Source organism: Catenulispora sp. MAP12-49 (assembly GCF_041262705.1).
GTDB lineage: Bacteria > Actinomycetota > Actinomycetes > Streptomycetales > Catenulisporaceae > Catenulispora.
Genome location: NZ_JBGCCP010000026.1, coordinates 1 through 25769, shown reverse-complemented (window position 1 = coordinate 25769; position 25769 = coordinate 1). Strand labels below are relative to the sequence as shown.

Sequence of the window (25769 nt, the reverse complement as noted above, 5' to 3'; positions counted from 1 at the left end):
TCAGCGGGACTCCGTCACCGGTTCACTGGGGCTTACTGAAACTTCGGCAGCCGAGATGATGATGTCGAAAATGAGCGCCGCCGGACCGGTCATCTCCAGGTGGCCGTCGGCGCGCTCGACGAAGCGCAGCCGTCCGCCGGGGACGTCCACGGTGTACTGCGTGCCGGGCTCCGCGGAGTCGCGGCGCGCGGCGGCGATCATCACCGCGCAGGCGCCGGTCCCGCAGGAACGGGTCTCGCCGACTCCGCGTTCGTAGACGCGCATGGCGAGGTGGCGCGGGGCGAGGTCGGCGGCGAACTCGACGTTGACGCCCTCGGCGTAGACGCCTTCCGGCCAGACCGCGGGCATCTCGTGGAGGGGGCCGGCGTCGTCGGTGGAGTCCACGAACACGACAGCGTGCGGATTCCCCATGTCGACGTCCACGGCGGCTTGGGGAGTCCCCTTGACATCGACCGTGACCGCGCCGCGCTCGGCGGGGAACAGCGGGACGCCCATGTCGACGGTCACATCGGCGGTGTGCTCGCCGGTGGCCGTCAGCTTGACGCGCTTGATCCCGCCGCGCGTGCCGACGGCGAACTCCACCGGCTCGCCGACGGCGCCGCCCTTGACGAGGCCGCGCGCGGTGACGAACAGCGCGAAGACACGGACTCCGTTCCCGCACATCTCGGCCACGCTGCCGTCGGCGTTGCGGTAGTCCATGAAGAACTCCGCCTCCGCCGCCTGGTCCTCGTAGCCGGGGACTTCGGCGGTGCGCACCACGCGCAGCACCCCGTCGGCGCCGATCCCGGCCCGGCGGTCGCACAAGGCGGCGACCTGCGCGGGCGTGATCTCCAGCTTGCCGTCCGGGTCCGGGACGATGACGAAGTCGTTCTCGGTGCCGTGCCCCTTGGTCAGCGTGGTGCGGGCCGGCAGGCCGTCGAGGATCATGCCCCGATCCTATCGAGCGCCGCCTCCACCAGGTCGGACCGGTCGTATCGCAACCAGTGCACGCGCGGGTCCCGCCGGAACCAGGAGTCCTGGCGCCGCGCGAACCGCTTGGTGGCGCGCACCGTCTCCTCCTTCGCCTGCTCCTCGGTCCACTCCCCGGCCAGGAAGCGCAGGACCTGCGCGTAGCCGAGGGCGCGGCTGGCGGTGAGGCCGTCGCGCAGCCCCCGGGGCTCGAGGTCGCGCACTTCCTGGACGAAGCCGGCGTCCCACATGCGGTCCACGCGCAGCGCGATGCGCTCGTCGAGGGCGGGGCGGTCGATGTCCAGGCCGAGGTGCACGGTGCGCGGGTAGTGGTCGGTGTGCTCCGGCAGGGTCGCGGTGAAACGGCCGCCGGTCAGCTCGATGACCTCCAGCGCGCGCACGATCCGGCGCCCGTTGGACGGCAGGATCGTCGCGGCGGCCTGCGGGTCGTGCTCGGCCAGCCGCTGGTGCAGGGCGTTCGGACCGGCCTCGGCGAGTTCGGCCTCCAGCCGCTCGCGGATCAGGCCGTCGGTGCCGGGGAACTCGAACTCGTCCAGGGCGCCGCGCACGTACAGCCCGGACCCGCCGACGAACACCGGCGGCCGGCCGCGCGCGATCAGCCGGTCCGCCTCGACCCGGGACAGCGTCTGGTACTCCGCGACGTTGGCGGTGCGGGTCACCGGCCAGATGTCGAGCAGGTGGTGCGGCACGCCGCCGCGCTCGGCGGCGGTCAGCTTCGCGGTGCCCACGTCCATGCCCTGGTACAGCTGCATCGAGTCGGCGTTGACCACCTCGCCGTGCAGCGCCCGGGCCACCGCGACCCCGAGGTCGGACTTGCCGGAGGCGGTCGGGCCGACGACGGCGATCACCGGGACATCGGCTGTGTTCATACGGGCAACCCTGCTGCGCTCACCCGGCGATTCTCCCATCCCCGAGCCATCACAGTGTGTAGTCACCTCGGCTCGACAGGTGACGGATGCCGTGATCCACTTGGGGGAAGGTCCCCCTTCACGGAAGGAAACGGAGACGGCATGGGCATCTTCGACGTTTTCAAGACCAAGATGAACGAGGCCGCGGACAAGGTCTCGGACATGATGGACAAGAAGAAGGACGACGCGGACGGTCCCTCCGCCCCGGCCCCGGCCGACCCCGAGGCCGCCACCGAGGATGAGGCGTCCACCATGGTCTCCGAAGGCGCGCCCGTGTCGGCCACCGGCGAGGCGGCTCCCGGCGTCGGCGACGACGGGGCCCCGGCCCCGAGCGAGTCCGGCGGGATGACGCAGAGCATCAAGGACAACGTCGCCAAGGGCGCGGACAAGGCCGGGGAGATGGCCGAGGGCGCGACCGGGAACCGTTTCGACGAGAAGATCGACTCCGGGGTCCAGCAGGCGAAGGACAAGCTGGGCTGACAAACCTGCGGCGCCGGTTCAGCGGAAGGCGCCGTCGGAAGGGGGACGCAACACGGCCGCGGCGGCCGGGAACGGCGGCCGCGGCCGTTGCCGTGTTCTGATGCGGTGGCTGATGGCGTGCCTGATGCGGTGACCTGATGCCGTGTCCGTATATACGGGGTGCGGTATCCCGCCGATTACCGATTACCGATTACCGATTACCGACTATCGGGCGAGTTATCGGGCGAGCCAGGTGGCGACGAAGTAGCCGACCCCGTAGGGCGCCTGGTCGTAGAGCAGGTCGGCGTCGTATTCGACGCCTGAGGCGGCTGCCGCGTCGGCCAGGACCCGCCAGGCGGGAAGGCCCGCGACGTGCAGCTCGCGGGACAGCTCGGGATCCAGGCCGGCGAGCGCCTTGGTGTCCGCGGTCGCCAGAGCCCGCGCCACCAGCGCGTCATAGGGTTCGGCGCGTTCGTCGAAGTGTCCGGGGGCCTGCGGAGTGCGGGAGGCGCTGCCGTCGCCGAGGACCAGCATCGCCTGGCGCGCGCCGCCGATCGCCGGCACCGCGGGTACCGCCGCCCCGCCGCGCTCGTCCACCATCACCGCGCGCCGCACCGGCTCGGCCGGCCGGTCGCGCAGCAGCCAGGCGGCGACCAGGAACGGCAACGTCATCGGCACCGCGTTCCCGGCGACCGGACCCCACCGGCCGTCGACGTCCAGGTCCACTCCGTACGCGCGAAAACTTCCCTGGGCGAGGACCGCGCCACCCTGCTCAGGTCCTGCCCCTACAATCAGCACTTCGTCGGCTCCGGCCGCGTACAGGCGGCCGACAGCTGTCTGGCAGGCGGAGCGCAGCGTGTCGAGGTCCGGGGCGAAACCCTGCGCGACCTCGGGCAGAAGGACCGGAGGGTGGGGCACGACGGCGGCGGCGATCAACACCCGTCCAGGGTAGGGCACGTGGTCGCGGCTTCCGGCCGGTGCTGACACACTGGTCTGCGTAAAGTCGGAATCTGGAGGGGCCAGCGGTGGCTGGGGAACAAGACAACGGGCAGGACAGCCACGGCGCGGAGGGGATCCTGGTCGCCGGGCGGTACCGGCTCATCGAACGGCTCGGCGCCGGCGGCATGGGCCGCGTCTGGCGGGCGCACGACGAATCGCTGGACTGCGACGTGGCGGTCAAGGAGGTCTGGCTGCCGCCGATGCTGTCGGACTCCGAGCGCGCCGAGCGCCTGGAGCGCGCGCAGCGCGAGGCCCGCAACGCGGCCCGGATGCGCAACCACCCGCACATCGTCTCCGTGCACGACATGGTGTCCGACAAGGGCATGCCGTGGATCGTCATGGACCTGATCCCCTCCCAGAACCTCCTGCAGGCCGTCGAACGGCACGGCCCGCTCCCCCAGGAGCAGGTCGCCAAGATCGGCCTCGGCGTCCTGGACGCCCTCACCGCCAGCCACGCGGCCGGCATCCTGCACCGCGATGTGAAGCCGGCGAACGTACTGCTCACCACAGACGGCCGCGTCCTGCTCACCGACTTCGGCATCGCGGTCCAGGAAGCCGACCTCACCATGACCGCCTCCGGCGTCCTGATCGGCTCCCCGGAGTACGTGGCCCCCGAGCGCGCCCGCGGCGAGGCCAGCGACGGCGCCTCCGACCTGTTCTCCCTCGGCGCGACCCTGTTCTTCGCCACCGAGGGCCGCTCGCCCTTCCTGCGCGACACGGCTGTCGGCGTACTGACGGCGATCCTGTTCGAGGAGACGGCGCCGGTCACGCGGGTTCCCGCGCTGGCGCCGCTGATCAGCGGTCTGCTGACGAAGGACCCGGCGACCCGCTGGAACGCGGCCCGGGCGCGGGCGGAGCTGGAGCGGCTCAGCGGGGCGACGCCGGGTGGCGGGATGGCGAATCCTTTTGTGCCGGTGACGATGGTGGCCGGGACGAATGGGAGCAGCAGTACTCCTGGCTTCGGGATGCCCGGCGGGTTCGGCCCCGGCTCCAGCTCGCAGACTCCTTATCCGTCGCAGGGCATACCTTCCGGACCCATGGGCCCGCCCCCCATCTTCCAGCCCTCGCTGATGCCCGCTCCCATGCCCGCTCCAATGCCCTCACCGATGCCCGCACCGAAGAAGAACACGGGGCGCAACGTCGGCCTCGGCCTCGGTGTCGGCGCGCTGGTGGTCGTCGGCGGAGTCGTCGCGGCGATCGCGCTGTCCGGCGGAGGCGGCAAGAAGACCCAGACCGCGAGCACTCCCCCGGCCACCACCCCTTCGAGCTCGACTTCTCCGCCTCGTTCGGCCCCGGCCCCGGCCTCGGGAGCGTCGGCGACGGTGAACGGGCCGGACTCCTCGCAGCCCTCGGACACGCCGACCACGGCCTCGTCCACGGATCCTGCGACCTGGGACTCGTCCTCGACGGACCAGACGCCGTTCACCACGGACGCGCTGCTGCCCGTGACATTCACGGACGACAAGGGCGTCGTGTACACGGCGACCAACCGTTGGACCGACAAGTGCGTCAACTCTTATGAGAGCCCGCAGTTGAAGGCGATGCTGACGCAGTACAAGTGCGACACCCAAGCGATCGGCACCTACACCGACAGCGCGGGCCGCATCATGGTCGACGTGGCGGTGCTTCCGCTGCCCGACGCCAAGACGGCGAAGACAGCGTTCACGAACATGCAGGCCAAGACGGCGTTCACGGTCGAGGACTGGGGCATCTGGTGCCCCAAGAGCGGCCCGGGCTCCGACATCTGCACGTCGAACAAGAACACCGCCAACGCCCAGCAGTACGGCTACATCCAGCCGGACCACCGGTACCTGATCCACGCGGTCTCGCTCTACGCGAACCTCACATCGGACAAGTCCGCGCAGTCCTGGCTCCAGCCCGCCGCCACCAGCGCGGCGAAGCTGGGCGGACCGCAGGTCGCGGCCCAGTAACTCGAGATAGCAGGGACCTGATGACGAGGGAGGGCGGGGCCTTGTCCGTACAGCGTGGGGATCTGGTCGCCGGACGATACCGGACCGGCGAGCCGCTGGGGCCGGCGTGGCGGGCGCACGACGAGACCGGCGGCACCGAAGTGGTGCTGATACCGATCGCGGCACCGGCGCGGGACGGCGACAGCGCCGGCGACGACGAAGGCGCGACCAGCGCCCTCGACACCGCCGACGCCCTGAACACCGACCGCTGGCGCGACCGCCGCGGCGTCCTACCGGTGACCGGCACCGCGACCGGCGACGCCGGCGCCTGGCTGGTGACCGAACCGATAGCGGCCCGCACCCTCACCGAGGCCGTGTCCCAATGGGGCGCGCTCCCGGCCGAGCAGATCCTCCTGATCGCAGCCGGCGCCATAACGGCCCTGTCCGCAACAGGCCCCCGCATCGCCGCCACCGCGGACCACATCCTCCTCACCGACGACGGCCAAGTCCTCCTCCTCCCCATGGAGACGACGGAGAACGACCTCGCCACCCTCGCCACCTCCCTGCACCTGGCCGCCGAAGGCCACCCCGACCGCCCCGCCGAACCCCCGCACCAACCAACCCTCGCCACCCTGATCAGCACCCTGCGCGACCAGGAAGCCGACCGAGACACCACCCTGGACCGCACCTTCGCGGAACTGTCCCGCCTCGGCGCCCCCCTCGACACCGCCCACGGCGCCGACACCCTGCACGAGGCGAAGACGGCGAGCGCCGAGGCTGCTGAGGCGGCTGACTCGGCTGACTCGGCCGAGGACGACCCGGAGGCGACGCATGTGAGCGAGGGCGCTGACACGAACGACGCCACGCAGGCCATGTCGCCCTCCGAGTTGCTCGACGACGACGATGACAATGACGCTGAGGACGGCGCCGACCCGGACGCGACGCACGTGACCGAGGGCGCTGACACGAACGACGCCACACAGGCCATGTCGCCCTCGGAGCTCCTCGACGATGACGAGGAAGCTGACGGTGAAGACGCTGACGATGAGGACGACTCCGCTGAGCGTGATGAGGTCGCCCAGGAGGCCTCGACTCCGGACAGCGTGAGCAAGAGCGACGCCAGCGACGAGCCCGAAGACGCCGAGGCCACTCAGCAGATCTCGGGTCCGGACAGCGACGGCAGCGAGGACTCCACTCGCCAAGTGCCGCTGGTCGCAGCCGCCGACGCCGATGGTGATGCCGATGCCGATGCCGAGGTGACCCAGCAGGTCCCGGCACCCGCCGCCGACGCAGCTGACACCAAGGCCGCCGCCGACACCAGCGACAACACCACGCGCCAAGCGCCCGTGCCAGCCGCCGACACGGCCGACGCCGACGCCACCCAGATTGTCCCGTCGCCCGTCACCGCCCCCGACGCCGACTCCATCATCACCCGCCCCGTCCCGATCGTCGAGACCGCAGCGGCCTCCGACGCGATCCCCGAGGCGCCCACCCAGGAGATCTCCTCCCCCGACGACTCGGCGACCCGCGCGCTCCCCATCCCGGCGGCCGCGCTCTCCGAGCCCGTTCCGTCCCCGGCGCCGGCGCCGGCGCAGAACAACCCCTTCGTCGCCCCGACGCAGGCCGCCGACATTGTCCCGCCGCAGCCGCAGCCGTTCGCGACCCCGCCGACCCAGGCCGCCGACGCGGTCCCGCCCGGCGGCGCCCCGAACCCGTGGCTTCAGCCCCCGCAGCCCCAGCCTTTGGGCCAGCCGCAGCCCCAACCCCAGCCCTTTGGCCAGCCGCAGCCCCAGCCCCAGCCGCAAGGCGCCTGGCAGCAAAGCGGCCCCGGCCCCCAGCCGCAGCAGGGCGCATGGGGCCCGGGCCCCGGCCCCGGCCAGCCCCCGTACCCGCCCAACCAGCCGCCCTACTTCCCCCAGCAGGGGCCGCCGCCCGGCAAGGGCAACGGCGGCAAGACCGCTGCGATCATCGTCGGGGCGGTGGCCGCGGTCGCGGCGGTGGTGTCGCTCGTGGTGCTCACCACGCGGAGCAACGGCGGCGGGTCCTCCGACACGCTCGGCAACGCCGGGCACTCCACGGCCTCGTCGAACGCGGGTCCGACCGGGCCGTCGTCGGTGCCCGGGACCAACTTCCCGACCGGTTCCTCGACGTCGAGTTCCGACGACTCGGTGCCGACCGACACCGGCAGCGACACCTCCAGCGACGGCTCCGACACCGCGACCAGCACCGACTCGCCGCCCGCCCTGACCTCGACGCCGTTCGACCCGGCCCAGCTCAACGCCTTCCAGACCGACAAGACGCCGCTGGAGCTCGACGCGCTGGTGCCGCAGCAGTTCACCGACGACAAGGGCGTGCACTACACGCTCAAGGCCGGCAGCGTGCAGCCCTGCGTGCAGACCGACATGTCCTCGAACATGCAGGACATCCTGACCTCCAACAGCTGCAGCAAGGAGATCGCGGCCGCCTACGTCGACGACAGCGGCCAGTACCTGGTGTCCGTCAAGGTCCTCCCGCTGCCCGACCAGCACACCGCGACCACGGTCTACAACGACCTCGCGCAGCAGTCCGCCGCCGACTTCGGCATCTGGTGCCCGGGCAGCGGCCCCGGCTCGACGACCTGCCAGGGCGACTACCAGTCGGCCACCATCAAGCAGTACCGCGAGCAGCAGCACCGCTACATCATCCTGTCGGTGGCGCTGGCCGTGAACCACTCGCAGTCCACCAGCATCGCGCCGTGGCTGGACGCCGCCGCGAAGAAGGCCGTGGACACCGCCGGCCCGGACAACTGGTCCGGCAACCAGTAGCCCGGCACCCGCACATGACGAAGGCCCCTGCGAACTGATTCGCGGGGGCCTTCGAATGTCTAGGAATATCTCAGGGGATCAGCAGACCCCGCAGGCGTTCTCCGCCTCGGGCTGCGCGGCCGGCTTGCCGATCGACGGCATCCCCAGCGTCACCGCCGCCTTGCCCCGCTCCGACTCCGGCTGCTCCTGCCTGGCCTGCCACGCGTCGCCGGACCGGGTACGCCGCAGGGCCTTGATGGCGCTCCCGCCGTCCGCGCCGTCGGCGTTCAGGTGGTGCGGAGCGGCGTACGTGATCTCCACCGAGACCATGTCCCCGGGACGCGGCAGGTCAGCAGAAGCGGTGTCCCCTACACCAAAGTGCACCAGCCGGTTGTCCGGAGCCCGCCCCGACATCCGCCGGGTCTCCCCGTTCTTGCGCCCCTCGCCCTCGGCGACCAGCAGCTCGACGGTCCGCCCGACCTGCTTCTTGTTCTCCTCCCAGGAGATCTCCTCCTGCAGCGCGACCAACCGCTCGTACCGCGCCTGCACGACCTCCTTGGGCACCTGCTCCTCCATCGTGGCCGCGGGCGTCCCGGGCCGCTTGGAGTACTGGAACGTGAACGCGGCCGAGAACCGCGCCTCGCGCACGACGTGCATCGTCTGCTCGAAGTCCTCCTCGGTCTCCCCGGGGAAGCCGACGATGATGTCGGTGGTGATCGCCGCGTCCGGCATCGCGGCCCGCACCCGCTCGATGATGCCCAGGTACCGGTCCTGCCGGTAGGAGCGGCGCATCGCGCGCAGCACGGTGTCCGACCCGGACTGGAGCGGCATGTGCAGCTGCGGCATGACGTTCGGCGTCTCGGCCATCGCCGCGATCACGTCGTCGGTGAAGTCCCGGGGATGCGGCGAGGTGAAGCGCACCCGCTCCAGCCCCTCGATCCGGCCGCACGCCCGCAGCAGCTTCGCGAAGGCCTCCCGGTCCCCACTGTGCCCATTGGCGGCTCCGCCGAATTCGGAGCCGTACGCGTTGACGTTCTGCCCGAGCAGCGTCACCTCGCACACGCCCTCGGCCACCAGCGCCTCGATCTCCGACAGGATCTCGCCCGGGCGCCGGTCCTTCTCCTTGCCCCGCAGCGCGGGCACGATGCAGAACGTGCAGGTGTTGTTGCATCCGACCGACACGCTGACCCACGCCGCGTAGGCGGACTCCCGCCGCGTCGGCAGCGTGGAGGGGAAGACGTCCAGCGACTCCAGGATCTCCACCTGGGCCTCGTCCTGCACCCGGGCCCGCTCCAGCAACACCGGCAACGCACCGATGTTGTGCGTCCCGAACACCACGTCCACCCACGGCGCCCGCCGCGTGATCTCGCCCCGGTCCTTCTGCGCCAGGCACCCGCCGACCGCGATCCGCATCCCGGGCCGCCCCGCCTTCACCGACGCCAGGTGCCCGAGGTTCCCATAGAGCCGGTTGTCGGCGTTCTCCCGCACCGCGCAGGTGTTGAGCACCACCACATCAGCCTCACTGGCCCCATCGGCCGCACGCACATAGCCGGCGCCCTCAAGCAGGCCGGAGAGGCGTTCGGAGTCGTGGACGTTCATCTGGCAGCCGTAGGTGCGGACGATGTAGGTCTTGTCGGTCGCGGTGTCGGGCATGGCTACAAGGATAGGCGCTCGTCGGCGGCACGACGCCGAAGGGCGGCCGCGGCGGCATCCCGTACGCAGCTCACCACATCCTTCTCGGGTACGCCTTTCGCCGGGATCCGGCATCCTCTTGATCAGCCGGGGCACCGCGTCCTCGACCCGAAGCCGGCCGGCCAACCAGACCAGGTGGTTCGAGCTGGGGACCGGCCCGTCTTCACCCAGCACGCGCACCACGAAGCGCTCGACCTCGCCGCCTCCGCGCCGAGCCAGCGCGTGGGCCAGGCCGCGATGCCGTCCGTGGTGCCGGTCGCGCATCGTGGATTCGAATCTTTCCAGCAGCTCGCGGGTCGGGACGGCCTCAAGGCCGAGGCCGTTCAACGCCCGCATTCCGAAGAGGTCTTCGTTCTCCACGCGGTCATTCAACCGCGTGGTCACTCGCTATGCGGGCTCGAATACGTCTGGGCACGTGCCAAGCAGCGCTAAACCGACTGCCCGCCCCGCTCGAAGAAGACCCAGTACTGCTGAAGATGCGGCGGAATCTCCGTCCCGGCGTACGGCGTCCGCTCCACGAACCCGCGTGACCGGTAGAGCCGCTGCGCGTCGGCCATGAAGCGCACCGTGTCGAGCCGGACGACCGTGGCCTCCATTCGGGCGGCCTCCTCGAGGAGGCGGTCGAGCAGCTGCGATCCGACGCGTTGGCCGCGGCTCTCCGGGACCACGTACATGCGCTTCACCTCGACGACGCCTGGTTCCAGGGTGCGCAGGCCCGCCACGCCGATCAGGGCGCCGGAGGCCTGGTCCTGGGCCACGAACAGGGCTTTCGCCGGGTCGGTGTACTCCTCCAGGGAGTCGCGCAGGGTGGAGACCTCGGTCGGTGAGTCCTCGATGCCGAAGGTGGCGTGGAGCTCCTGGAGAGCAGTGGTGATGTAGTCCGTCAGGAGCTTCGCGATCTCATCGGCTTCGGTGGGGAGGTTGGCGCGGCGGACGGTGATCGTCATGGATATGGACAATAGCGGTATGGCATCGGTACCTCACTTGGACCAGGACGCCCTTCAGAGCCTCCATCGGACGATCGCGGGCCGGGTCGAACGCGGCGAGCTGCCCGGTGCGGTCACCCTCGTGGCCCGGATCGGCGACGACGACAGCGCCGCCGCCACCGACACCGACACCGACACCGAGCACGTCGACGTCGCCACCTTCGGCGAGACAGCCTTCGGCTCCGCCGTCCCCATGACCCGCGACACGCCGTTCCGCATCACCTCGATGACCAAGCCGGTCGTCGCCGCCGCGGTCCTGGCCCTGGTCGACGCCGGTGTGCTGGAGCTCGACGGCCCGGTGGACCCGTTCCTGCCGGAGTTAGCCGACCGCAGGGTTCTGAAGCGGCTGGACGGGCCGCTGGAGCAGACCGTGCCCGCCGACCGCGCCGTCACCGTCCGCGACCTGCTCACCTTCCGGCTCGGCTTCGGCATGAACGGCGCGCTGCCGGCCGTCAACCCGCCGATCCCGGTCAACCTCGCGGCCGAGGAGCGCGGTCTGGTGCTCGCGCAGCCGGAGCCGCGGACGGCCCACGCGCCGGACGAGTGGATCCGCCTGTTCGGCGAGCTCCCGTTGATGGACCAGCCCGGGACCCGCTGGCGCTACAACGTCGGCTCGCTCGTGCAGGGCGTCCTGCTCGCGCGCGCCGCCGGCAAGCCGCTCGAAGACGTCGTCGAGGAGCACGTCCTGGGTCCGTTGGGCATGACCGGCACCGGTTTCACCGTCCCCGAGGAGCAGGCCCGCAGGCTCCCCGCCTACTACGCGACCGACTCCGCCACCGGGAAGCTGGCCCAACAGCCCGCCGACCCCTGGCAGACCTGGGCAGCCCCCGCTGTCTTCCCCTCCGGCGCGGCGGGCCTGATCAGCACCCTCGACGACTACTACGCCTTCGCCCGCATGCTCCTGCGCCACGGGACGCATGAAGGCCGCCGGGTTCTGTCGGCGGAATCCGTCGAGCTCATGACCACCAACCAGCTGACCCCGGACCAGGTCGCCGAAGCCCCCTTCCCCCTCGACGGCGCCGGCTGGGGCATGGGCATGTCGGTCACCGCCGACGGCCGGTACGGCTGGGACGGCGGCTACGGCACCTTCTGGTCCAACCATCCGCACCTCGGCCTGTGCACGATCTTCCTGTCGCAGACCACTGACGCGATCTTCAACGGCACCACGGCCGAGTTCGATGCTCTGGCCGTGCGAGCCGCCGCCTGACGACCTCCCCAAGGCGACCAAGACGACCAAGGAGACCAAGGAGACCATCGATGAGTGCCCCTGTCATCACCGAGGCCGACGTCAAGGCGGCCGCCGACCGCATCGCCACCCGGGTTCGCCCCCTGACCATCAGCCCCGCCGACGCCGGCACCGTGCCCGGCACCGGCGCGCTGTGGCTGGCCTGCGAATTCATGCAGCACGGCGGCTCCTTCAAAGCCCGCGGCGCCCTCAACCTCGCCCTGCACCACCTCGAGAACGGCACCATGCCCGCCGAGGGCATCACCATCGCCTCGGGCGGCAACGCCGGGATCGCCGCGGCCTGGGCCGGCCGCACCGCCGGCATCAAGGTCACCGTCTTCCTCCCGGCGACCGCGCCGGCCGTGAAGATCGAGAAGCTCCGCGCCCTCGGCGCCGACGTCCGCCTCGAAGGCACCGTCTACGCGCACGCCCTCGAAGCCTCCATCCGGCACGCCGAGGCCACCGGCGCCCTCCTGTCCCACGCCTACGACAACCCCCTGATCGCCGCCGGCGCCGGAACCTGCGCCGCCGAGCTGCGCGAGCAGGTCCCGGACCTGGACACCGTCATGGTCGCGGTCGGCGGGGGCGGCCTGTTCTCCGGAACCGCCGCCGCGATGTTCCCGCACGGGGTCCGCGTGGTCGCCGTCGAGCCCGAGAACTGCCGGGCCCTCAACGCGGCGCTGGAGGCCGGAGGCCCTACCGACGTCGACGTGGACTCCGTCGCGGCCGACTCGCTCGGCGCGCGGCGCGTCTCGGAGACGGCCTACCAGCTGGCCACCGACCCGCTCGCGACCTCGGTCCTGGTCACCGACGAGCAGATCGTCGCGGCCCGCACAGCACTGTGGGAGCACCGGCGGGTCCTGGTGGAACACGGCGCCGCGACCGCGCTGGCCGCCCTACTGTCCGGCCAGTACTCTCCGCGCGAGGGCGAACGGATCGGTGTCGTGCTCTGCGGCGCGAACACCGATCCGTCCGATCTGGCTCACTGAACGATCGACCTCACTGCACGATCGACCACACGAAGGTGGCTGTGCCTGACACCCCCGCTCCGTCGGTGGCGGTGACGGTCACGGTGTAGGTCCCCAGCGTCGTTCCGCTGCCGGAAATCGTGCCGTTGCCGCTGATACTGATGCCCGGCGGCAACCCGGTGGCGGTGTAGGTGAGTGTGGCCGCGGTGTTGGAGTCCACAGCCTGCATCGGGAACGACACCCCGGTGCCCTTGGGGCTGCTGTATCCGAACGGGTTCACCACGCCGACGGTCTCCGAACCTGCCACACCCGAGTTCGGCGTGACGTTCGCGCTGACCGCCGTGTTCGCCGACGACACCCCGGCATAGGACGCACCAGCGGCCACCTGCCCGGTCAACGTGTGCGCCAGCGACGTCGAACCAGTCAACGGCAGGTTGTTGGAGGCATCCCCGACCCGGATCGCATAGCTGCCGGCCTGGGCCTCCCACTGGTTGTCAGTGGCCGACCACGACGCCAGATTGTGGACCGACAGCGGGAACGTGACCGTCGCACTCTGCCCCGGATTCAGCATCACCCGCTGGAACCCCGCCAACTGATTCGGCGGATCCTGACTGGCGGCCGGATCCCCCACATACATCTGCGCCACTTCCGCACCAGCGACCGATCCGGTGTTGGTCACCGTCGCGGTCACCGTGGCCTGACCATTGGCGTTGAAGCCGCCCACAGCCAGGTTGGAGAACGAGAACTTGGTGTAGGAAAGGCCGAACCCGAACGGGAACGCCGGCGTGATGTTCTGCGACTGATACCAGCGGTACCCGATGTTCACACCCTCGCTGTACACCGGCCCGGTCGGCGTACCCGGCCACTGCGCCGTGGTCTGCGCCGGAACCTGACTCAACGACGACGGGAACGTCACCGGCAACTTGCCCGACGGGTTCGCCGTGCCAAAGATCAGCGAGGCCACCGCAGCCCCGGTTTCCTGGCCGCCGTACCAGTTCTCGAAGACACCGGCCACGCTGTTCAGCCACGGCATGACCACCGGCGAACCGCTGTTGATCACCACGATGGTGTTCGGGTTCACCGCCGCCACATCCGCGACCATCGTCTCGTCCGCGGCGGACACGTCGAGCGTCTTCAGGTCGCTCTCCTCGCCCTCCGGCGCGCTGACGAAGACGATCGCGTAGGTCGCGGCCTGCGCCGCGGCCACCGCCTGCGGGATATTGGTCGTCCCGTTGTCGTCGCCGGGCGTGTACGTCACCTTGACGTTCGGCCCGACCGCGTTCTGGATGCCGGTGACCGGCCAGACCGTGTTCGAGCTGTCGACCCCGCCACTGCCGCCGCCGGCGAGCTCGACCGCGGCGCCGCCGTCGGTCCCGAGCACGGCGATGGACTTGGCGGTGGTCGGGTTCGGATTCAGCGGCAGCAGGCCGTTGTTCTTCAACAGGACCGTGCCTTCCTGGCCGAGCTGCAGCGCCGTCTGCTGGTGCGCCGCGTTCGTGACCGTGGCGGACAGCGAACCGCTCGCCGGGTTGTCGAACGCGCCGAACGCGAACAGCTGGGTCAGGATCCTGGCCACGATGGAGTTCAGGGTGCCCTGGTCGAACTGGCCGGCGGCCAGCGCGTTGCCCAGGTTGGTCGCGTAGGAGTTGAACGGCATCGCGATGTCCAGGCCGCCGTTGGCGTCGGCGACCGCCGGACCCGCCGCGCCCCAGTCGGAGACCACGAAGCCGCCGTAGTTCGCCTGGGTGTCCAGGCCGTTGCGGAGCATCGGGGCGCTCGCGCAGGACGAGGCACCGTTGACCACGGCGTAGGAGCACATGAACGAGGCCGGTGCGGACTGCGCGATCGAGTCCTGGAACGGAGCCAGGTACAGCTCCTGCATGGCCTGCGTGCCGACGATCTCGTTGTTGCCGCCGTTCGGATACTGCTCCTGGTCGTAGGCGGCCACGTGCTTCACGTCGGCCATCACGCCCTGGCTCTGCAGGCCCTTCACCTCGGAGGAGGTGATCTCCCCGGCCAGGAACGGGTCCTCGCCGTATGTCTCGTAGGTCCGGCCCCAGCGCGGGTCGCGCACCAGGTTGCTGGTCGGGCCGAGCGCGACGGTGACGCCCTTGCCGGCGAACTCGGCGCCCTTGGCCGTGCCCTCCTGCTGGATCAGCCCCGGGTCCCAGGTGGACGCCGCGGACTCCCCGTCGGGGAAGGCCGTCACGCCGCCGTTGCCGTCACCGACCCCGGAGGGTCCGTCCTCCATGTTGATCTGCGGGATGCACAGGTTGGGAACGCCCGCGACGTGGCCGATGTAGTTCGTCGTGCCGTCGCCGGCGACCAGCGTCAGTTCCTCGGACTGGTTCATGGTGTTCAGCACCTGCTGAACCCGCTGCGCGACCGGCGCGGTGGAGCCGACCCAGGGGCAGACCCCGTTGCCGCCGTTGCCGTTGCCGCCGGTGACCGGCGGGGTGCTGGTCAGGCCGTAGACGTCGAACTCCAGGATCGAGTAGCCCCACTGGGTGGCGCGGGCCGTGCCGTACATCCGGACGTAGCGGTCGGTCGCGGAGACCGGGAACGTCTGGCGGCCGCCGGTGCCGGTGGTCGTGGAGTAGACGGTCGTCCAGGTCGCGTTGTCGTTGGAGACCTGGATCTGGAAGGCCGAGGCGTAGGCGTCCTCCCACAGAAGGCCGATGCCGCAGATCTGCTGCTGGGTCCCCAGGTCCACGTCCAGCCACTGCGGGTCGCTGTACGCGCTCTCCCAGCGGGTGCCGGGGTCGCCGTCGGTGGCGGCCGGCGCCAGGTTACCCGTGGTGGTGTAGGTCGAGGACGCCGTGGTCGGCTGATCCATCGCCAGGTCCTGCGTGCCGCAGTACTGGTTCGGGCCGGTCCCGCCGCCGGAGCCCAGGACGAAGGACAGGAAGTGGATGTTGAAGCCGGCCGCGTCCTGCTTCAGGGTCAGCGTCTGCGCCCCGGCCGGCAGCGTGATGGTGGCCGTGACCGTGGCGAACGTCCCGTAGCCGCCGGTGTTGGGCACCGCCACGGCACCGGTCAGGTTGGCGCCGGAAGCGTTTTCGATGTGCAGCGCGTCGGAGATCGCGGACGGCGACGCCACCCGGAAGCTGACGGTGTAGACGCCGCTGGTGGCCACCTGGACCGTGTAGTGGAACCACTGTCCGGCACCGGTCCAGCCCATGTCATAAGCACCGCCGGCGGGACTGGTGTCCTGCGTGTCGGGCGTGTTCTCCAGGTCCACTCCGTCGGCGCGGTAGCCGTTGGCCGAGCCGTTGGTGGAGGTCACGTTGTAGGCGACGCCTTGACCGCCGGTGTCGTAGTTGGCGATCTGCACCGTGCCGGGCACCGGCGCCGGGGTCCCGCCGAACGGCTTGTCCCCGCTGCCGCCACCGCCACCACTGCTGGTAAGCGTGAAGGCCATGTTGTGGAAGTTCCAACCGTTCGTGTCCTGCTTCACCGTCAACGTCTGGGTGCCCGCCGGCAGAATCAGACTCGCGGTGACCGTCGCCCACGTCTCATAGCCGCCAGTGTTCGGCACAGCGACCGAACCGGTCAGATTCGCCCCCGAAGCATCCGCGATATGCAACGCGTCAGCGATGCCGTACGGGGAGGACAAACGGAATGCGACGCTGTATGTACCTGCCGTGGCAACACTGACCGTGTAGTTGAACCACTGCCCGGGTGTCGTCCAACCCATGTCGTAGGCACCACCCGCGGGGCTGGTGCCCAGCGTGTCGGCGGTGGTCTCCAGGTCCACCCCGTCGGCGCGGTAGCTGTTGGCCGAACCGTTGGCGGCCGCCACGTTGTAGGCGACACCCTGGCCGCCGGTGTCGTAGTTGGCCGCTTGGACCAAGCCCGGCAGCGCCACAGGCGTCCCGCCGAACGGGGTGCCCGCGGCCGCGTGCGCCTGGCTGGGCAAACCGGCCAGCGACGCGGCGAACAACGCCCCCGCCGCCAGCAGGGTACGTACTACCGGCCTGGGCCGGCCGCGCGAGGGCGTCGACCCGCGCGCAAGCTTGAGGAGCCTCATTGCAGTCCCTTCAGTCCTCTGAGCTAACAGATGGCAGGGAGGGCGCCCTCGTCCGGCTTGAATATTGCGCGCGGGTTAACCACTGTCAATGAAGAACCGGTTCCGGAACCGATCCCGTAACCGCATCCGTTACCGGTTCCGTGGTCACGCGGGGGCGACGGCCGGTGCGCCAACCTCAGAAGGCTGAGACAACGCCGCGCTCTTCGCCTTGGTCCGCAACAGGATCCACGCGGCGATCGCGGCCAGCAGGAGCAGCCCGGCGCCGCTGCGCAGCGCGAGGTGCAGCGCGTCCACGAAGGAGGAGTCGACCGTGTCGCGCAGCGCCGGCGGCAGCGCGCGGCCGGCGGTGATCCCGCCCGCGCCGCCGTTCGTGACGGCGGCCACGACCTGGTGCGAATGGCCGGCGTCGACGCCGAGCGCGTGCAGCTTGTGGCCGAGCAGCCCGGTCATCCGGCTGGTGAGGATCGCGCCGAGGGCCGCGATGCCGACCACGCCGCCGACCTCGCGCATGGTGTTGGTGACCGCCGAGGCCATGCCGGCCTTCGGGCCCGGGACGCGTTCGAGCACCGCGACCGAGACCGGGGCGAAGGACAGGCCCATGCCCAGGCCCATGACCGGCAGCGTCCAGACGTACTGGCCGTAGTGCGCGCCGATCCCGTAGAGCGACAAGCCGCCCAGGGCGATCGCGCACAGGGTCAGACCGCTGACGAGCGCCGGGCGCGGTCCGAGGCGTCCGGTCACGATGCCCGCGACGGGCGCGGCCACCATGATCGAGGCGGTCGCCGGCAGCGAGCCGACGCCGGCCATCGTGGGCGACCAGCCGTAGACGTCCTGCATCAGCAGCGGCAGGAAGAACAGCGCGCCGAACATCCCGAAGCTCACCATGAACCCGCTCATCAGCGCGCCGGAGATCACCCGGTCGCGGAAGAACGACAGGTCGAGCATCGGCGCCGTGCGCGTCCCCTCGATGACCAGGAACGAGACCAGCGAGACCAGGGCGACGGCGGCGGCGCCGAGCACCCGCGCGCTCTCCCAGCCCGAGCTCGGCCCCTCGATCAGCGCGAAGACCAGCGCGCCGAAACCGAGGGCGCCGGTGACCTGGCCGGGGATGTCGAAGCGGTCGCGGCCGTCGTGGAACTCCGGCAGCACCCGCCAGCCCACCAGCAGCGCCACGACACCGATCGGCACGTTGATCCAGAAGACGCTGGACCAGCCGAAGGCGTCCACCAGCGGGCCGCCGACGGCCGGGCCGAGCGCCAGCCCGAGCCCGGAGATGCCGGACCACAGGCCGATGGCGCGGGCCCGCTCGCGCGGGTCGGGGAAGGTGTTGCGGATGATCGACAGGCTGCCCGGAGTCAGCATCGCCGCACCCACGCCCTGCACCATCCGCGACGCGACGAGCTCGCCGATCGAGCCGGACAGCGCGCACAGCATGGAGCCGAGGCTGAAGCCGACGACGCCGACCAGGAAGACGCGCTTGCGGCCCAGGCGGTCGCCGAGCGTGCCGCCGGTCAGCAGCAGCGCGGCGTAGACCAGGCTGTAGCCCTCGACCACCCATTGCAGGCCGGTGACGCCGGCGTGCAGCTGCGCGCCGATCTTCGGCAGCGCGGTGTTGACGACGACGTTGTCGAGCATCGCCATGAACAGCGTGATGCACAGCGTGCCGAGGATCAGGGCTTTGCGACGGGAGGTGGGTTCCGGGACGGTCATGGTGCCCCCTGCTTCGGGGCGCGGGGCAGCCCGGAGCAGCCGGGCGGAGCCACCGCGCGACGGCTGCCTAACACCGTTAGATTCCCACTAACAGCGTTAGACTGCAAGTCTGGGGGCAGAACGGCGACGGCTTATGACGACCTAAGGAGACCCGCGGGTGACTTCGGCGGACCACAGCGCGGCGGCCCGGCCCCCCGCCATCACCCGCGAAGCCCTGGCCGCGGCGGGTCTGACGGTCCTGCGCCGGGACGGGCTGGACGCCCTGTCGATGCGCAAAGTGGCCGCCGAACTGGGCGTGCGCGCGGCCTCGCTGTACTACCACGTGCAGGACAAGGAGCAGCTGCTCGACCTGCTCGCCGACAGCCTGACCTGGGACCCCCGCAAGCTGGCCGCCGACGGCGACTGGTCGGTGTGCCTGCGCGAGATGGCCCACGGCTACTACCGCTACCTGCACGCCAACCGCGACACCGCCCGCCTGATGGCCGGCCGCCGCACCCCCGGCCCGAACCTGATGCACCTGCTCGACGTGATGCTGGGCCGCCTGCACGCCGGCGGCTTCTCGGAGGACGAGGCCGCGTGGGCCACGGTGCTGATGGCCAACTACGTGCAAGGCTTCGTGCTCCAGGAGCAGCAGCCGAAGGCACCGCTGGGCACGCTGGGCGCCGGGGCGAAGTCCGCGAAGTCCGCGGCGTCCGGGACGATGGCGGACGACGCGTGCAAGGCGGCCGCCGAGTCACTGCCGAACATCGGGGCCCTCATGGCGCTGATGGCCGACGGCGACACGCAGAAGCTGTTCGCCTTCGGGGTGGACCGGCTCATCGACGGCCTGCGGTCGCGGCTGGCCGACAACGGCGACCAGGGCGCGGGCTGACCGGCCGTAAGGAAATTCTGCGCCGATCTTCTCGCGACACACCCGAACGGCCCACCCGCGCCGCCATCACCGTGCCGTCGGCGCAACGCTAACACTCATGACCGAGAACAAGGCCGGGGAAAAGGCCGAGCACAAGCGCTGGACCGTGACCGACTTCGACGAACACACGATTCACCTCAAGGCCCCGTTCCGCATGCTCTTCAACGACAACATCTCCCTGTCGCGCGACGCCATCGCCACGGTCGAGGAGCGTCAGGGCCATGACGTCATCATCGTGTCGACCATGGACGGCCGCAGCTACGAGGTGATGCGCGGGATGGCGCGCGCGCAGCGGGCGAAGACCAAGGAAGCGTTCGGACTGTGATCTGCCCCGCTCAGATCTGCCCGCGCCCGATCGGTGGATCGGGCGCGGGGATCGCTGTTCGCGGCGGTCAGCCGCTGTGGTGCACCGTCAGCGCGTAGAAGCCCACGCGCGCCCCCTTGGTGGTGCTGTTCGACGAGGACTGGTTGTACGAACCGGCCTTGAAGTACATGTGGTACGCGTCGAAGGACGACGGGATCGTGTACTTCGTCGTCTTGCCGTTCACCGTCAGCGAGACGGTGTTCCCGCCGGTGACGGCGATCGTGTAGCTCCACTGCGTCCCGACCGGCACGTTCGCGATCTGGTGCGTGGTCTGCCCGCCGGACGGCGAGTTCTCGGTCCCGAGCACGATGTTGCCGTTGGCGTAGTAGTACAGCTCGACGAGCGGCTTGGTCGAGGAGCCGCCGGTCCCGAGGTGGATCTGGCCCACGCAGACATGGTTGGTCACCGAGTCCACGCGCAGGGTGGCCTGCAGCTGGTGGGTGCCGGCCAGGTGCCAGTCGGCATCGCTGCCGTCGCTGTTCATCTCGCGCAGCTCGGAGCGCGCGTAGTTGGAGTTCGGTGTGGTGACACCCTTCTCCGGCGCCCAGAACGTCATGGCCCCGTCTTTGGGGTCCGTGTAGAAGTACGAGTCCTGATAGCCCTTCGACCCCTGCAGCTGCGAGGACGGAATCGTCCGCGGCGACCCGGGGCTGCCCACGGGCTCCTGGAGCTCCCAGACCGACAGGTTGAAGTTGCCGCCGGGCGCGACGGTGGTACCGAGCTTGGCCGACGCGGCCGGAACCGCGTGCGCCGCGACGGCGTGGCCGGGCGCGGCCTGAGCAGTCGCCGACGACACGGCGACCACGACGCCGGTGCAGATCACGGTGGCCGCGGCGAGCGCGGCGGCGAGTTTGGGTGACGCGCCTCTCAACATGAGAGTCCCTTCGGATAGGTGGCGAGGACGTCGGCGTCGGGAGCCATGGGCCGAAGCCGAGCGGGGGTGTCCGGACCTTGCGAAGCGCGTGCTCATCGTCGTCGGCGGCGGGCGGGGGCGGCAATGCTCCGGCGGTCAAGAGTGAGTAAAGGTTCATAACCGGAATCAGGATTCTCATCCATGAACAGACATTGCCCTACGATTACTGATATTCAGGGCGGCATCCGCGAGCGTTGAGAGGAGTTCAGCATGCCGGTGTCAGACGCCGAATCGCTCGACCCTGGACGCCGTCGGCGAGTGGTTCACGGTTCTGACTCCGGACCCGACGGGCTGGGGGCAACAAATCACCGGGCCGTGGCCGCTCCGCATCGAGTCTCTGCCCGCCGAGCACGCCGACAGTTGTGGCCTGCGTTCCGGCGGAGCCCTGCTTGTCCGGCCGGACGGTCACATCGCCGCGCGCTGGCAGGACCGGCCGTCCGGTGACTCCGCCCTCTACGACGCCCTGGTCTCGATCAGCGGATACCGATAAGCCATGAGAACAGCGCGGCGCCGCCCCCGCACGAGCGGAGACGGCGCCGCATCACTGAGAACCAGAACCACGTGTCACTGGAAGATCTGGAACTCCGAGAGCTGCCCGGCCGGCCACCCGGTGTTGGCGGTGAAGTTCAGCCGCACGTACCGGGGGGAGGTCGACGGGAACGTGATGGTCACGGTGTTCCCGGTCGAGGGGTTGAAGGTGTAGCTCGCCGAACCGACGATGGTGGAGAAGGTGCTGTCGTCGGTCGAGCCGAGCACCGACAGCGTCTGGCTGCGGGTGGCCCAGGAGCTGGACGGCGGCAGGTCGAGCACGACCTTGCTGATGCTCTTCGAGGCGCCGAGGTCGACCTGGATCCACTGCGGGAAGGCGTTGTCCGTGCTCTCCCAGTAGCTGCTGGTGTTGCCGTCGACCACGTTGCCGGGCACGTAGTTCTGCGTGTACCCGCTGGACGAGGTCGGCTGGTTCAGCGCCAGGTTGGTGGTGCCGCTGGTGGCGCCGGTGCCGGTCAGGGCGACCGTCGCCGGGCTGCCGGGGGCGTTGCTGGCGATGCTCAGCGAGCCGGTCCGGGTGCCGGAGGCAGTCGGGGTGAAGGTGACGCTCACCGTGCAGAACGCGCCGGCGGCCAGGGTGCTGCCGCAGGTGTTGGTCTGTGTTGATGGACTGGCAAGCGCGAAGTCACCGCTGGTGGTGATCGAGGAGATCGAGGCCGCGCCGTTGCCGGTGTTGCTCACCGACACCGACTGGGCGCCGGAGGCGGTGCCGACGGCCTGGTTGCCGAAGGACAGGCTGCTCGGGCTGGTCGCGATCGACGGGCCGGTGGTGGTGCCGCCGCTGCCGAGGTAGACCTGGAAGTCCGAGAGCTGCCCGGCCGGCCAGCCGCTGTTCGCCGTGATGTTCACCCGGACGTAGCGGGCGGTGCCGGCGGTGAACGGGATCGTCACCGTGTTGTTGTTGGCGTTCGGGTCGAAGGTGTAGGTGGCCGAGCCCACGAGGGTCGAGAAGTTCGTGCCGTCCGTGGAGCCCTGGACCGACAACGTCTGGGTGCGGGCACCCCACGCGGTCGACGGCGGGAGCCGCAGGACCACCTTGCCGACGTTCCAGTTCTGGCCGAGGTCGACCTGCGCCCACTGCGGGAAGGCGCTGTTCGCGCTCTCCCAGTAGGTCGAGGGGTCGGCGTCGGTCAGGTTGGCCGGGACGTAGGAGCCGTTGCTGGAGCTGGCCGAGGCCGGCTGGCCGGCCGCCAGGTTCACCGAGCTGTCGACGCCGGTGCCGCTGAGCGCCACGGTGGTGGGGGCGTTGGTCGCGTTGCTGGCGACGGTGAGCGTGCCGGTGCGCGAGCCCCCGGCGGTCGGGGTGAAGTTCACCGTGACCGTGCAGGTGCCGTTGACGGCGATCGAGGAGCAGTTGTTCGTCTGGCTGAAGTCGCCGGTGACGGAGACCCCTGAGACGGTGGCCGCGCTGGTGCCGCTGTTGGAGATGGTCACCGTCTGCGGCCCGGCCGAGACGCCGACCGCGGTGCGGGCGAAGGCCAGGCTGGCCGGGTTGGCGGCGAGCACCGGTCCGGGCGCGACGCCGCTGCCGGACAGCGAGACGGTGTCGGTGACGCCGCCGGCGTTGACGGTCAGGCTGCCGCTGCGCGCACCGGAAGCGGTGGGCTTGAAGGTGACGCTCACCGTGCAGGAACCGTTGGCCGCGATCGAGGAACCGCAGTTGTTGGTCTGCGCGAAGTCACCGGTGGCGGCGATCGAGGACACCGCGGCCGCCGAGCCGGTCGGGTTGGAGACCGTCACGGTCTGCGCGGCGCTGGTCGTGCCGGTCGCCACCGAGCCGAAGTTCAGCGAGCCGGGGCTGGTGGTGACGCTGCTGGCCGGGTACGGCGGGAAGACCGGCGTGGGGTTGTCCGAGACGCACTGCGTCGGGCTCACGCCGGAGTTGCCGCCGTTGTCGGTGATGGCGAAGGAGTTGCCCTCGCAGCTGTAGCTCGGCGCGTTGCCGGCGTTGGCCTGCGCCACGCCGGTGGCGACGACGTTCTGGAACGTCGCGGTGCCGCCGGTCTGCTCCTGCATCGCGAACGTGCCGGTGCCGGCGATGGTCACGTTGTTCAGGCTGACGCCGCTGACCGTGCCCTCGACCCACTGCACCGCCTCGAACGGCGACTGCTCGATCAGGGCGTTGCTGACGTTGATCGGCCCGGTGATCGCGCCCTGACTGCCGTCGAACCACAGCGCGCCGACGCCGAACTGCCAGTTCGGGTCCAGGCTGCCGTCGCGGAGCAGGGTGTTGTTCGAGATCGTGGTGGTGCCCACCGGCGTGGAGCTGAAGCGCTGGCCGACGTGGATGCCGCCGCCCTGGGTCAGACCGGTGTCGGCGACCAGGTTGCCGGTGACGGTGTTGTCGTGGCCGCCGTAGATGGCGATGCCGTTGGCGAGCTGCTGGAGCTGGACGGTGTTGTTGGAGATGGTGTCGTTGGCGTCGGCGCCGATGCCGGAGTCGGCCCAGGTCGCGATGCCGTCGTCACCGGTGTTGCGGATGTCGCTGTTGGTCACGGTGGAGTTGGTCACGCCGCCGTGGAAGTTGACGCCGTCGGCCGTGGTGTCCCGGATCCGCATCCCGCTGAAGGTCAGCTTGTCCATCGGGCCGTCCATCCAGGCCCCGACCTTCATGTGCTCGATCCAGATGTTGGACACGGTCGAGTTGCTCAGCGCGCCGCCGATGCCGTTCACCTGGGCGCTGTCGTCGCGCTCCTGCACGTTGCCGAAGATGGCGAAGTTCGACAGGTGCACGTTCTGGGACGGGTTCGGCGCGGAGTTGCCGTAGAAGCCCGGCGCGGTGCCGGTCACGGTCGAGTACCACATGCCGGCGCCGGCGACGGTCACGTTGTTGACCGAGATGTGGCCCGGGATGTTGAACGTGCCCGGCGGGATCCACACCGTGCCGCCCGCGCCCGCGGCGGCGATGGCCGCGTTGAAGGCGCTGGTGGAGTCGTTCACGCCGGTGGCGTCCGCGCCCTCGCTGGTCACCGAGACCGAGCCGGCCGGCTGGGTCAGCGCCGGGCCCACGTTCTCGAAGTCGGCGAGGTTGATCGTGTAGGACGAGGCGCTGTCACCGGAGTCGACCTGCAGCTTGAAGGTGGTCCCGGCCGGATAGGTCGTGGACAGCAGCCGGTGCACCTCGTCGTAGAAGTGGTGCGGGTTGCCGCTGCCCGGGGTGTTGGTGAACGGGTAGCTCCCGTAGTACCAGCTGTAGGCGTTGGTCAGCGACAGGTCGGACTGCTTGGCACCGTTGACGTACAGCGACAGCGGGGCACTGTATACGGACCCTGACGACGTGTCCGGGATGCTGTACCGGATGTCGATCGAGTTGGTCGCGACCGGGGTGGTGAAGGTGATGCTCTGGCCCGAGCCGTTGCCGGCCAGGGTGACGGCCTGCCGGTAGGAGGCCTCGTCGGCGAGCTGGCCCTGGCTGAAGCTGGGACCGATCAGGCTCCCGGTGGTCGCGGACTTCGCGGCCTGGACCTCCACATAGGGCAGGCTCGCCCCGGAGCCGCCGGTGGCACCGGCCGCGGCCGCGGGCGAGGCGGCGAGGGCGACCAGCGTGCCGGCGGTGGCCAGCACCGCCCCGAGGGCGGCGGCCATGGTGCGGGTGCGGCGTGGCGAGTACGGTCGCGCGCCCGGTATCCGGGCGCGTGCGGATCTGGACATCACAAAGGGCTCCTTCGATGGGGCACAGTGCGGGGTTCGGGCCGTGGCGTTCGGCCCGGTGGGGGGGATGTCGCAGCGGGAGCGTAACGCCGCCGACACCTTCGCGCAATATCCTGATCTCAGAGCTGCAAGAGTTTGCCGATCCTTGAAAAATCTCGATACCGCAACGAGCAGCCCACAATCGGCAGGTCAAGGAGCTGATTCCGGAGCACGGCGGCGCGCGCGACGGGACGGGGCCGCTCCGGCATCCCGGGGCGGGAGGGCCCGGGCCGGCCGGCGGGCGAAACGGCGCGGAAATCGTTCCCCGGCTTGCGGGTGCAGGAAAACCGGCGCTCCTGACCTCTGTGTGGGTGAGTTTCTCGTGTGGGTGCGGCTGGGGTGGGTGGCTTACAGGCGTTTCTTGACGGCTTCGCGCGGGTTTTGCGGGATCCGTTGGTGGCGCGGGTCGGGGGTGGCGCTGGTTTCGCGGGGCGACGGTGGTGTGGGCAAGTGGTTGGCTCTACTGCGACAGTCAAGGGCGACAGTCAAGGGCGACAGTCAAAGGCCACAGTCAAGGGCGCCTCCGGCGGCGCCTGCGCGGCGAGCGGCCTCGCTCCGGGGAGTGGGGGGTCGCGTAGTCGGGCTGCGGTCGTTGCTTGTGGTCGCCTTTGTCCCGGATTCCCCGTCGCATCGTCGCCTTACGGAAGCAGACCGGTCCGGTGGTATCAAGTCGGATCGCCCAGCTGGTGGCCGGGTATCAGCGA

At 70.4% G+C, this 25769-nt stretch carries 17 protein-coding genes; 8 read left to right on the top strand and 9 right to left on the bottom strand.

The window, feature by feature from the left end; genetic code table 11:
* The gene (gene dapF, locus ABIA35_RS35125) at window positions 1-927 is read right to left on the bottom strand and encodes a diaminopimelate epimerase (RefSeq protein WP_370360835.1); all 927 of its coding nucleotides are present in this window, start codon (window positions 925-927) and stop codon (window positions 1-3) included.
* Window positions 924-1838, bottom strand: a complete 915-nt coding sequence (miaA, locus tag ABIA35_RS35120; protein ID WP_370360834.1) for a tRNA (adenosine(37)-N6)-dimethylallyltransferase MiaA — start codon at window positions 1836-1838, stop codon at window positions 924-926. The genes dapF and miaA overlap by 4 nt, the downstream gene beginning before the upstream one ends.
* A 141-nt stretch (window positions 1839-1979) precedes the next feature.
* On the opposite strand from miaA, the gene ABIA35_RS35115 reads away from it, so the two are divergent.
* Complete coding sequence (locus tag ABIA35_RS35115; RefSeq protein WP_370339795.1) at window positions 1980-2357, top strand: antitoxin; 378 nt, start codon at window positions 1980-1982, stop codon at window positions 2355-2357.
* Between the two features lie 216 nt (window positions 2358-2573).
* Here ABIA35_RS35115 and ABIA35_RS35110 read toward each other — a convergent pair whose 3' ends face one another.
* Window positions 2574-3275 carry a hypothetical protein gene (locus ABIA35_RS35110; RefSeq protein ID WP_370339794.1) on the bottom strand — a complete coding sequence of 234 codons (702 nt, stop codon included), beginning with the start codon at window positions 3273-3275 and terminating at the stop codon, window positions 2574-2576.
* A gap of 86 nt (window positions 3276-3361) precedes the next feature.
* Here ABIA35_RS35110 and ABIA35_RS35105 point away from each other — a divergent pair, with 86 nt between their 5' ends.
* A complete protein-coding gene (locus ABIA35_RS35105) occupies window positions 3362-5266 on the top strand; it encodes a serine/threonine-protein kinase (RefSeq protein WP_370360833.1) in 1905 nt (634 codons plus the stop codon).
* Between the two features lie 41 nt (window positions 5267-5307).
* On the top strand, window positions 5308-8049 hold the full coding sequence (locus ABIA35_RS35100; protein ID WP_370360832.1) for a hypothetical protein: 2742 nt from the start codon (window positions 5308-5310) through the stop codon (window positions 8047-8049).
* Window positions 8050-8127: 78 nt separating this feature from the next.
* On the opposite strand, the gene miaB is transcribed toward ABIA35_RS35100, so the two are convergent.
* On the bottom strand, window positions 8128-9681 hold the full coding sequence (gene miaB / locus ABIA35_RS35095) for a tRNA (N6-isopentenyl adenosine(37)-C2)-methylthiotransferase MiaB (protein ID WP_370360831.1): 1554 nt from the start codon (window positions 9679-9681) through the stop codon (window positions 8128-8130).
* Between the two features lie 467 nt (window positions 9682-10148).
* Complete coding sequence (locus tag ABIA35_RS35090; protein ID WP_370339790.1) at window positions 10149-10667, bottom strand: GNAT family N-acetyltransferase; 519 nt, start codon at window positions 10665-10667, stop codon at window positions 10149-10151.
* 19 nt (window positions 10668-10686) lie between these two features.
* Here ABIA35_RS35090 and ABIA35_RS35085 point away from each other — a divergent pair, with 19 nt between their 5' ends.
* The gene (locus ABIA35_RS35085) at window positions 10687-11913 is read left to right on the top strand and encodes a serine hydrolase domain-containing protein (RefSeq protein WP_370360830.1); all 1227 of its coding nucleotides are present in this window, start codon (window positions 10687-10689) and stop codon (window positions 11911-11913) included.
* Window positions 11914-11963: 50 nt separating this feature from the next.
* A complete protein-coding gene (locus tag ABIA35_RS35080; protein ID WP_370339788.1) occupies window positions 11964-12920 on the top strand; it encodes a threonine/serine dehydratase in 957 nt (318 codons plus the stop codon).
* A 10-nt stretch (window positions 12921-12930) separates the two neighbouring features.
* On the opposite strand, the gene ABIA35_RS35075 is transcribed toward ABIA35_RS35080, so the two are convergent.
* Entirely contained in the window at window positions 12931-16929 is a 3999-nt protein-coding gene (locus ABIA35_RS35075) for a glycoside hydrolase family 3 C-terminal domain-containing protein (RefSeq protein WP_370360829.1), read from the bottom strand.
* Window positions 16930-17073: 144 nt separating this feature from the next.
* The gene (locus ABIA35_RS35070; protein WP_370339786.1) at window positions 17074-18639 is read right to left on the bottom strand and encodes an MFS transporter; all 1566 of its coding nucleotides are present in this window, start codon (window positions 18637-18639) and stop codon (window positions 17074-17076) included.
* 157 nt (window positions 18640-18796) lie between these two features.
* On the opposite strand from ABIA35_RS35070, the gene ABIA35_RS35065 reads away from it, so the two are divergent.
* Both ABIA35_RS35065 and ABIA35_RS35060 read left to right on the top strand, forming a co-directional pair.
* The gene (locus ABIA35_RS35065) at window positions 18797-19510 is read left to right on the top strand and encodes a TetR/AcrR family transcriptional regulator (RefSeq protein WP_370360828.1); all 714 of its coding nucleotides are present in this window, start codon (window positions 18797-18799) and stop codon (window positions 19508-19510) included.
* A 97-nt stretch (window positions 19511-19607) separates the two neighbouring features.
* Window positions 19608-19874 (top strand): hypothetical protein, encoded by a 267-nt coding sequence (locus ABIA35_RS35060; protein ID WP_370339784.1) that lies wholly within the window; start codon window positions 19608-19610, stop codon window positions 19872-19874.
* A 67-nt stretch (window positions 19875-19941) separates the two neighbouring features.
* Here the strand turns inward: ABIA35_RS35060 and ABIA35_RS35055 are convergent, their stop codons facing one another.
* Window positions 19942-20787, bottom strand: coding sequence for a polysaccharide lyase family 7 protein (locus ABIA35_RS35055; RefSeq protein ID WP_370339783.1), 846 nt, complete (start codon window positions 20785-20787; stop codon window positions 19942-19944).
* A 190-nt stretch (window positions 20788-20977) separates the two neighbouring features.
* Here ABIA35_RS35055 and ABIA35_RS35050 point away from each other — a divergent pair, with 190 nt between their 5' ends.
* Entirely contained in the window at window positions 20978-21316 is a 339-nt protein-coding gene (locus ABIA35_RS35050; RefSeq protein ID WP_370360874.1) for a hypothetical protein, read from the top strand.
* A 74-nt stretch (window positions 21317-21390) separates the two neighbouring features.
* Here ABIA35_RS35050 and ABIA35_RS35045 read toward each other — a convergent pair whose 3' ends face one another.
* Entirely contained in the window at window positions 21391-25026 is a 3636-nt protein-coding gene (locus ABIA35_RS35045) for a choice-of-anchor D domain-containing protein (protein WP_370360827.1), read from the bottom strand.
* Between the last annotated feature and the right edge of the window lie 743 nt (window positions 25027-25769).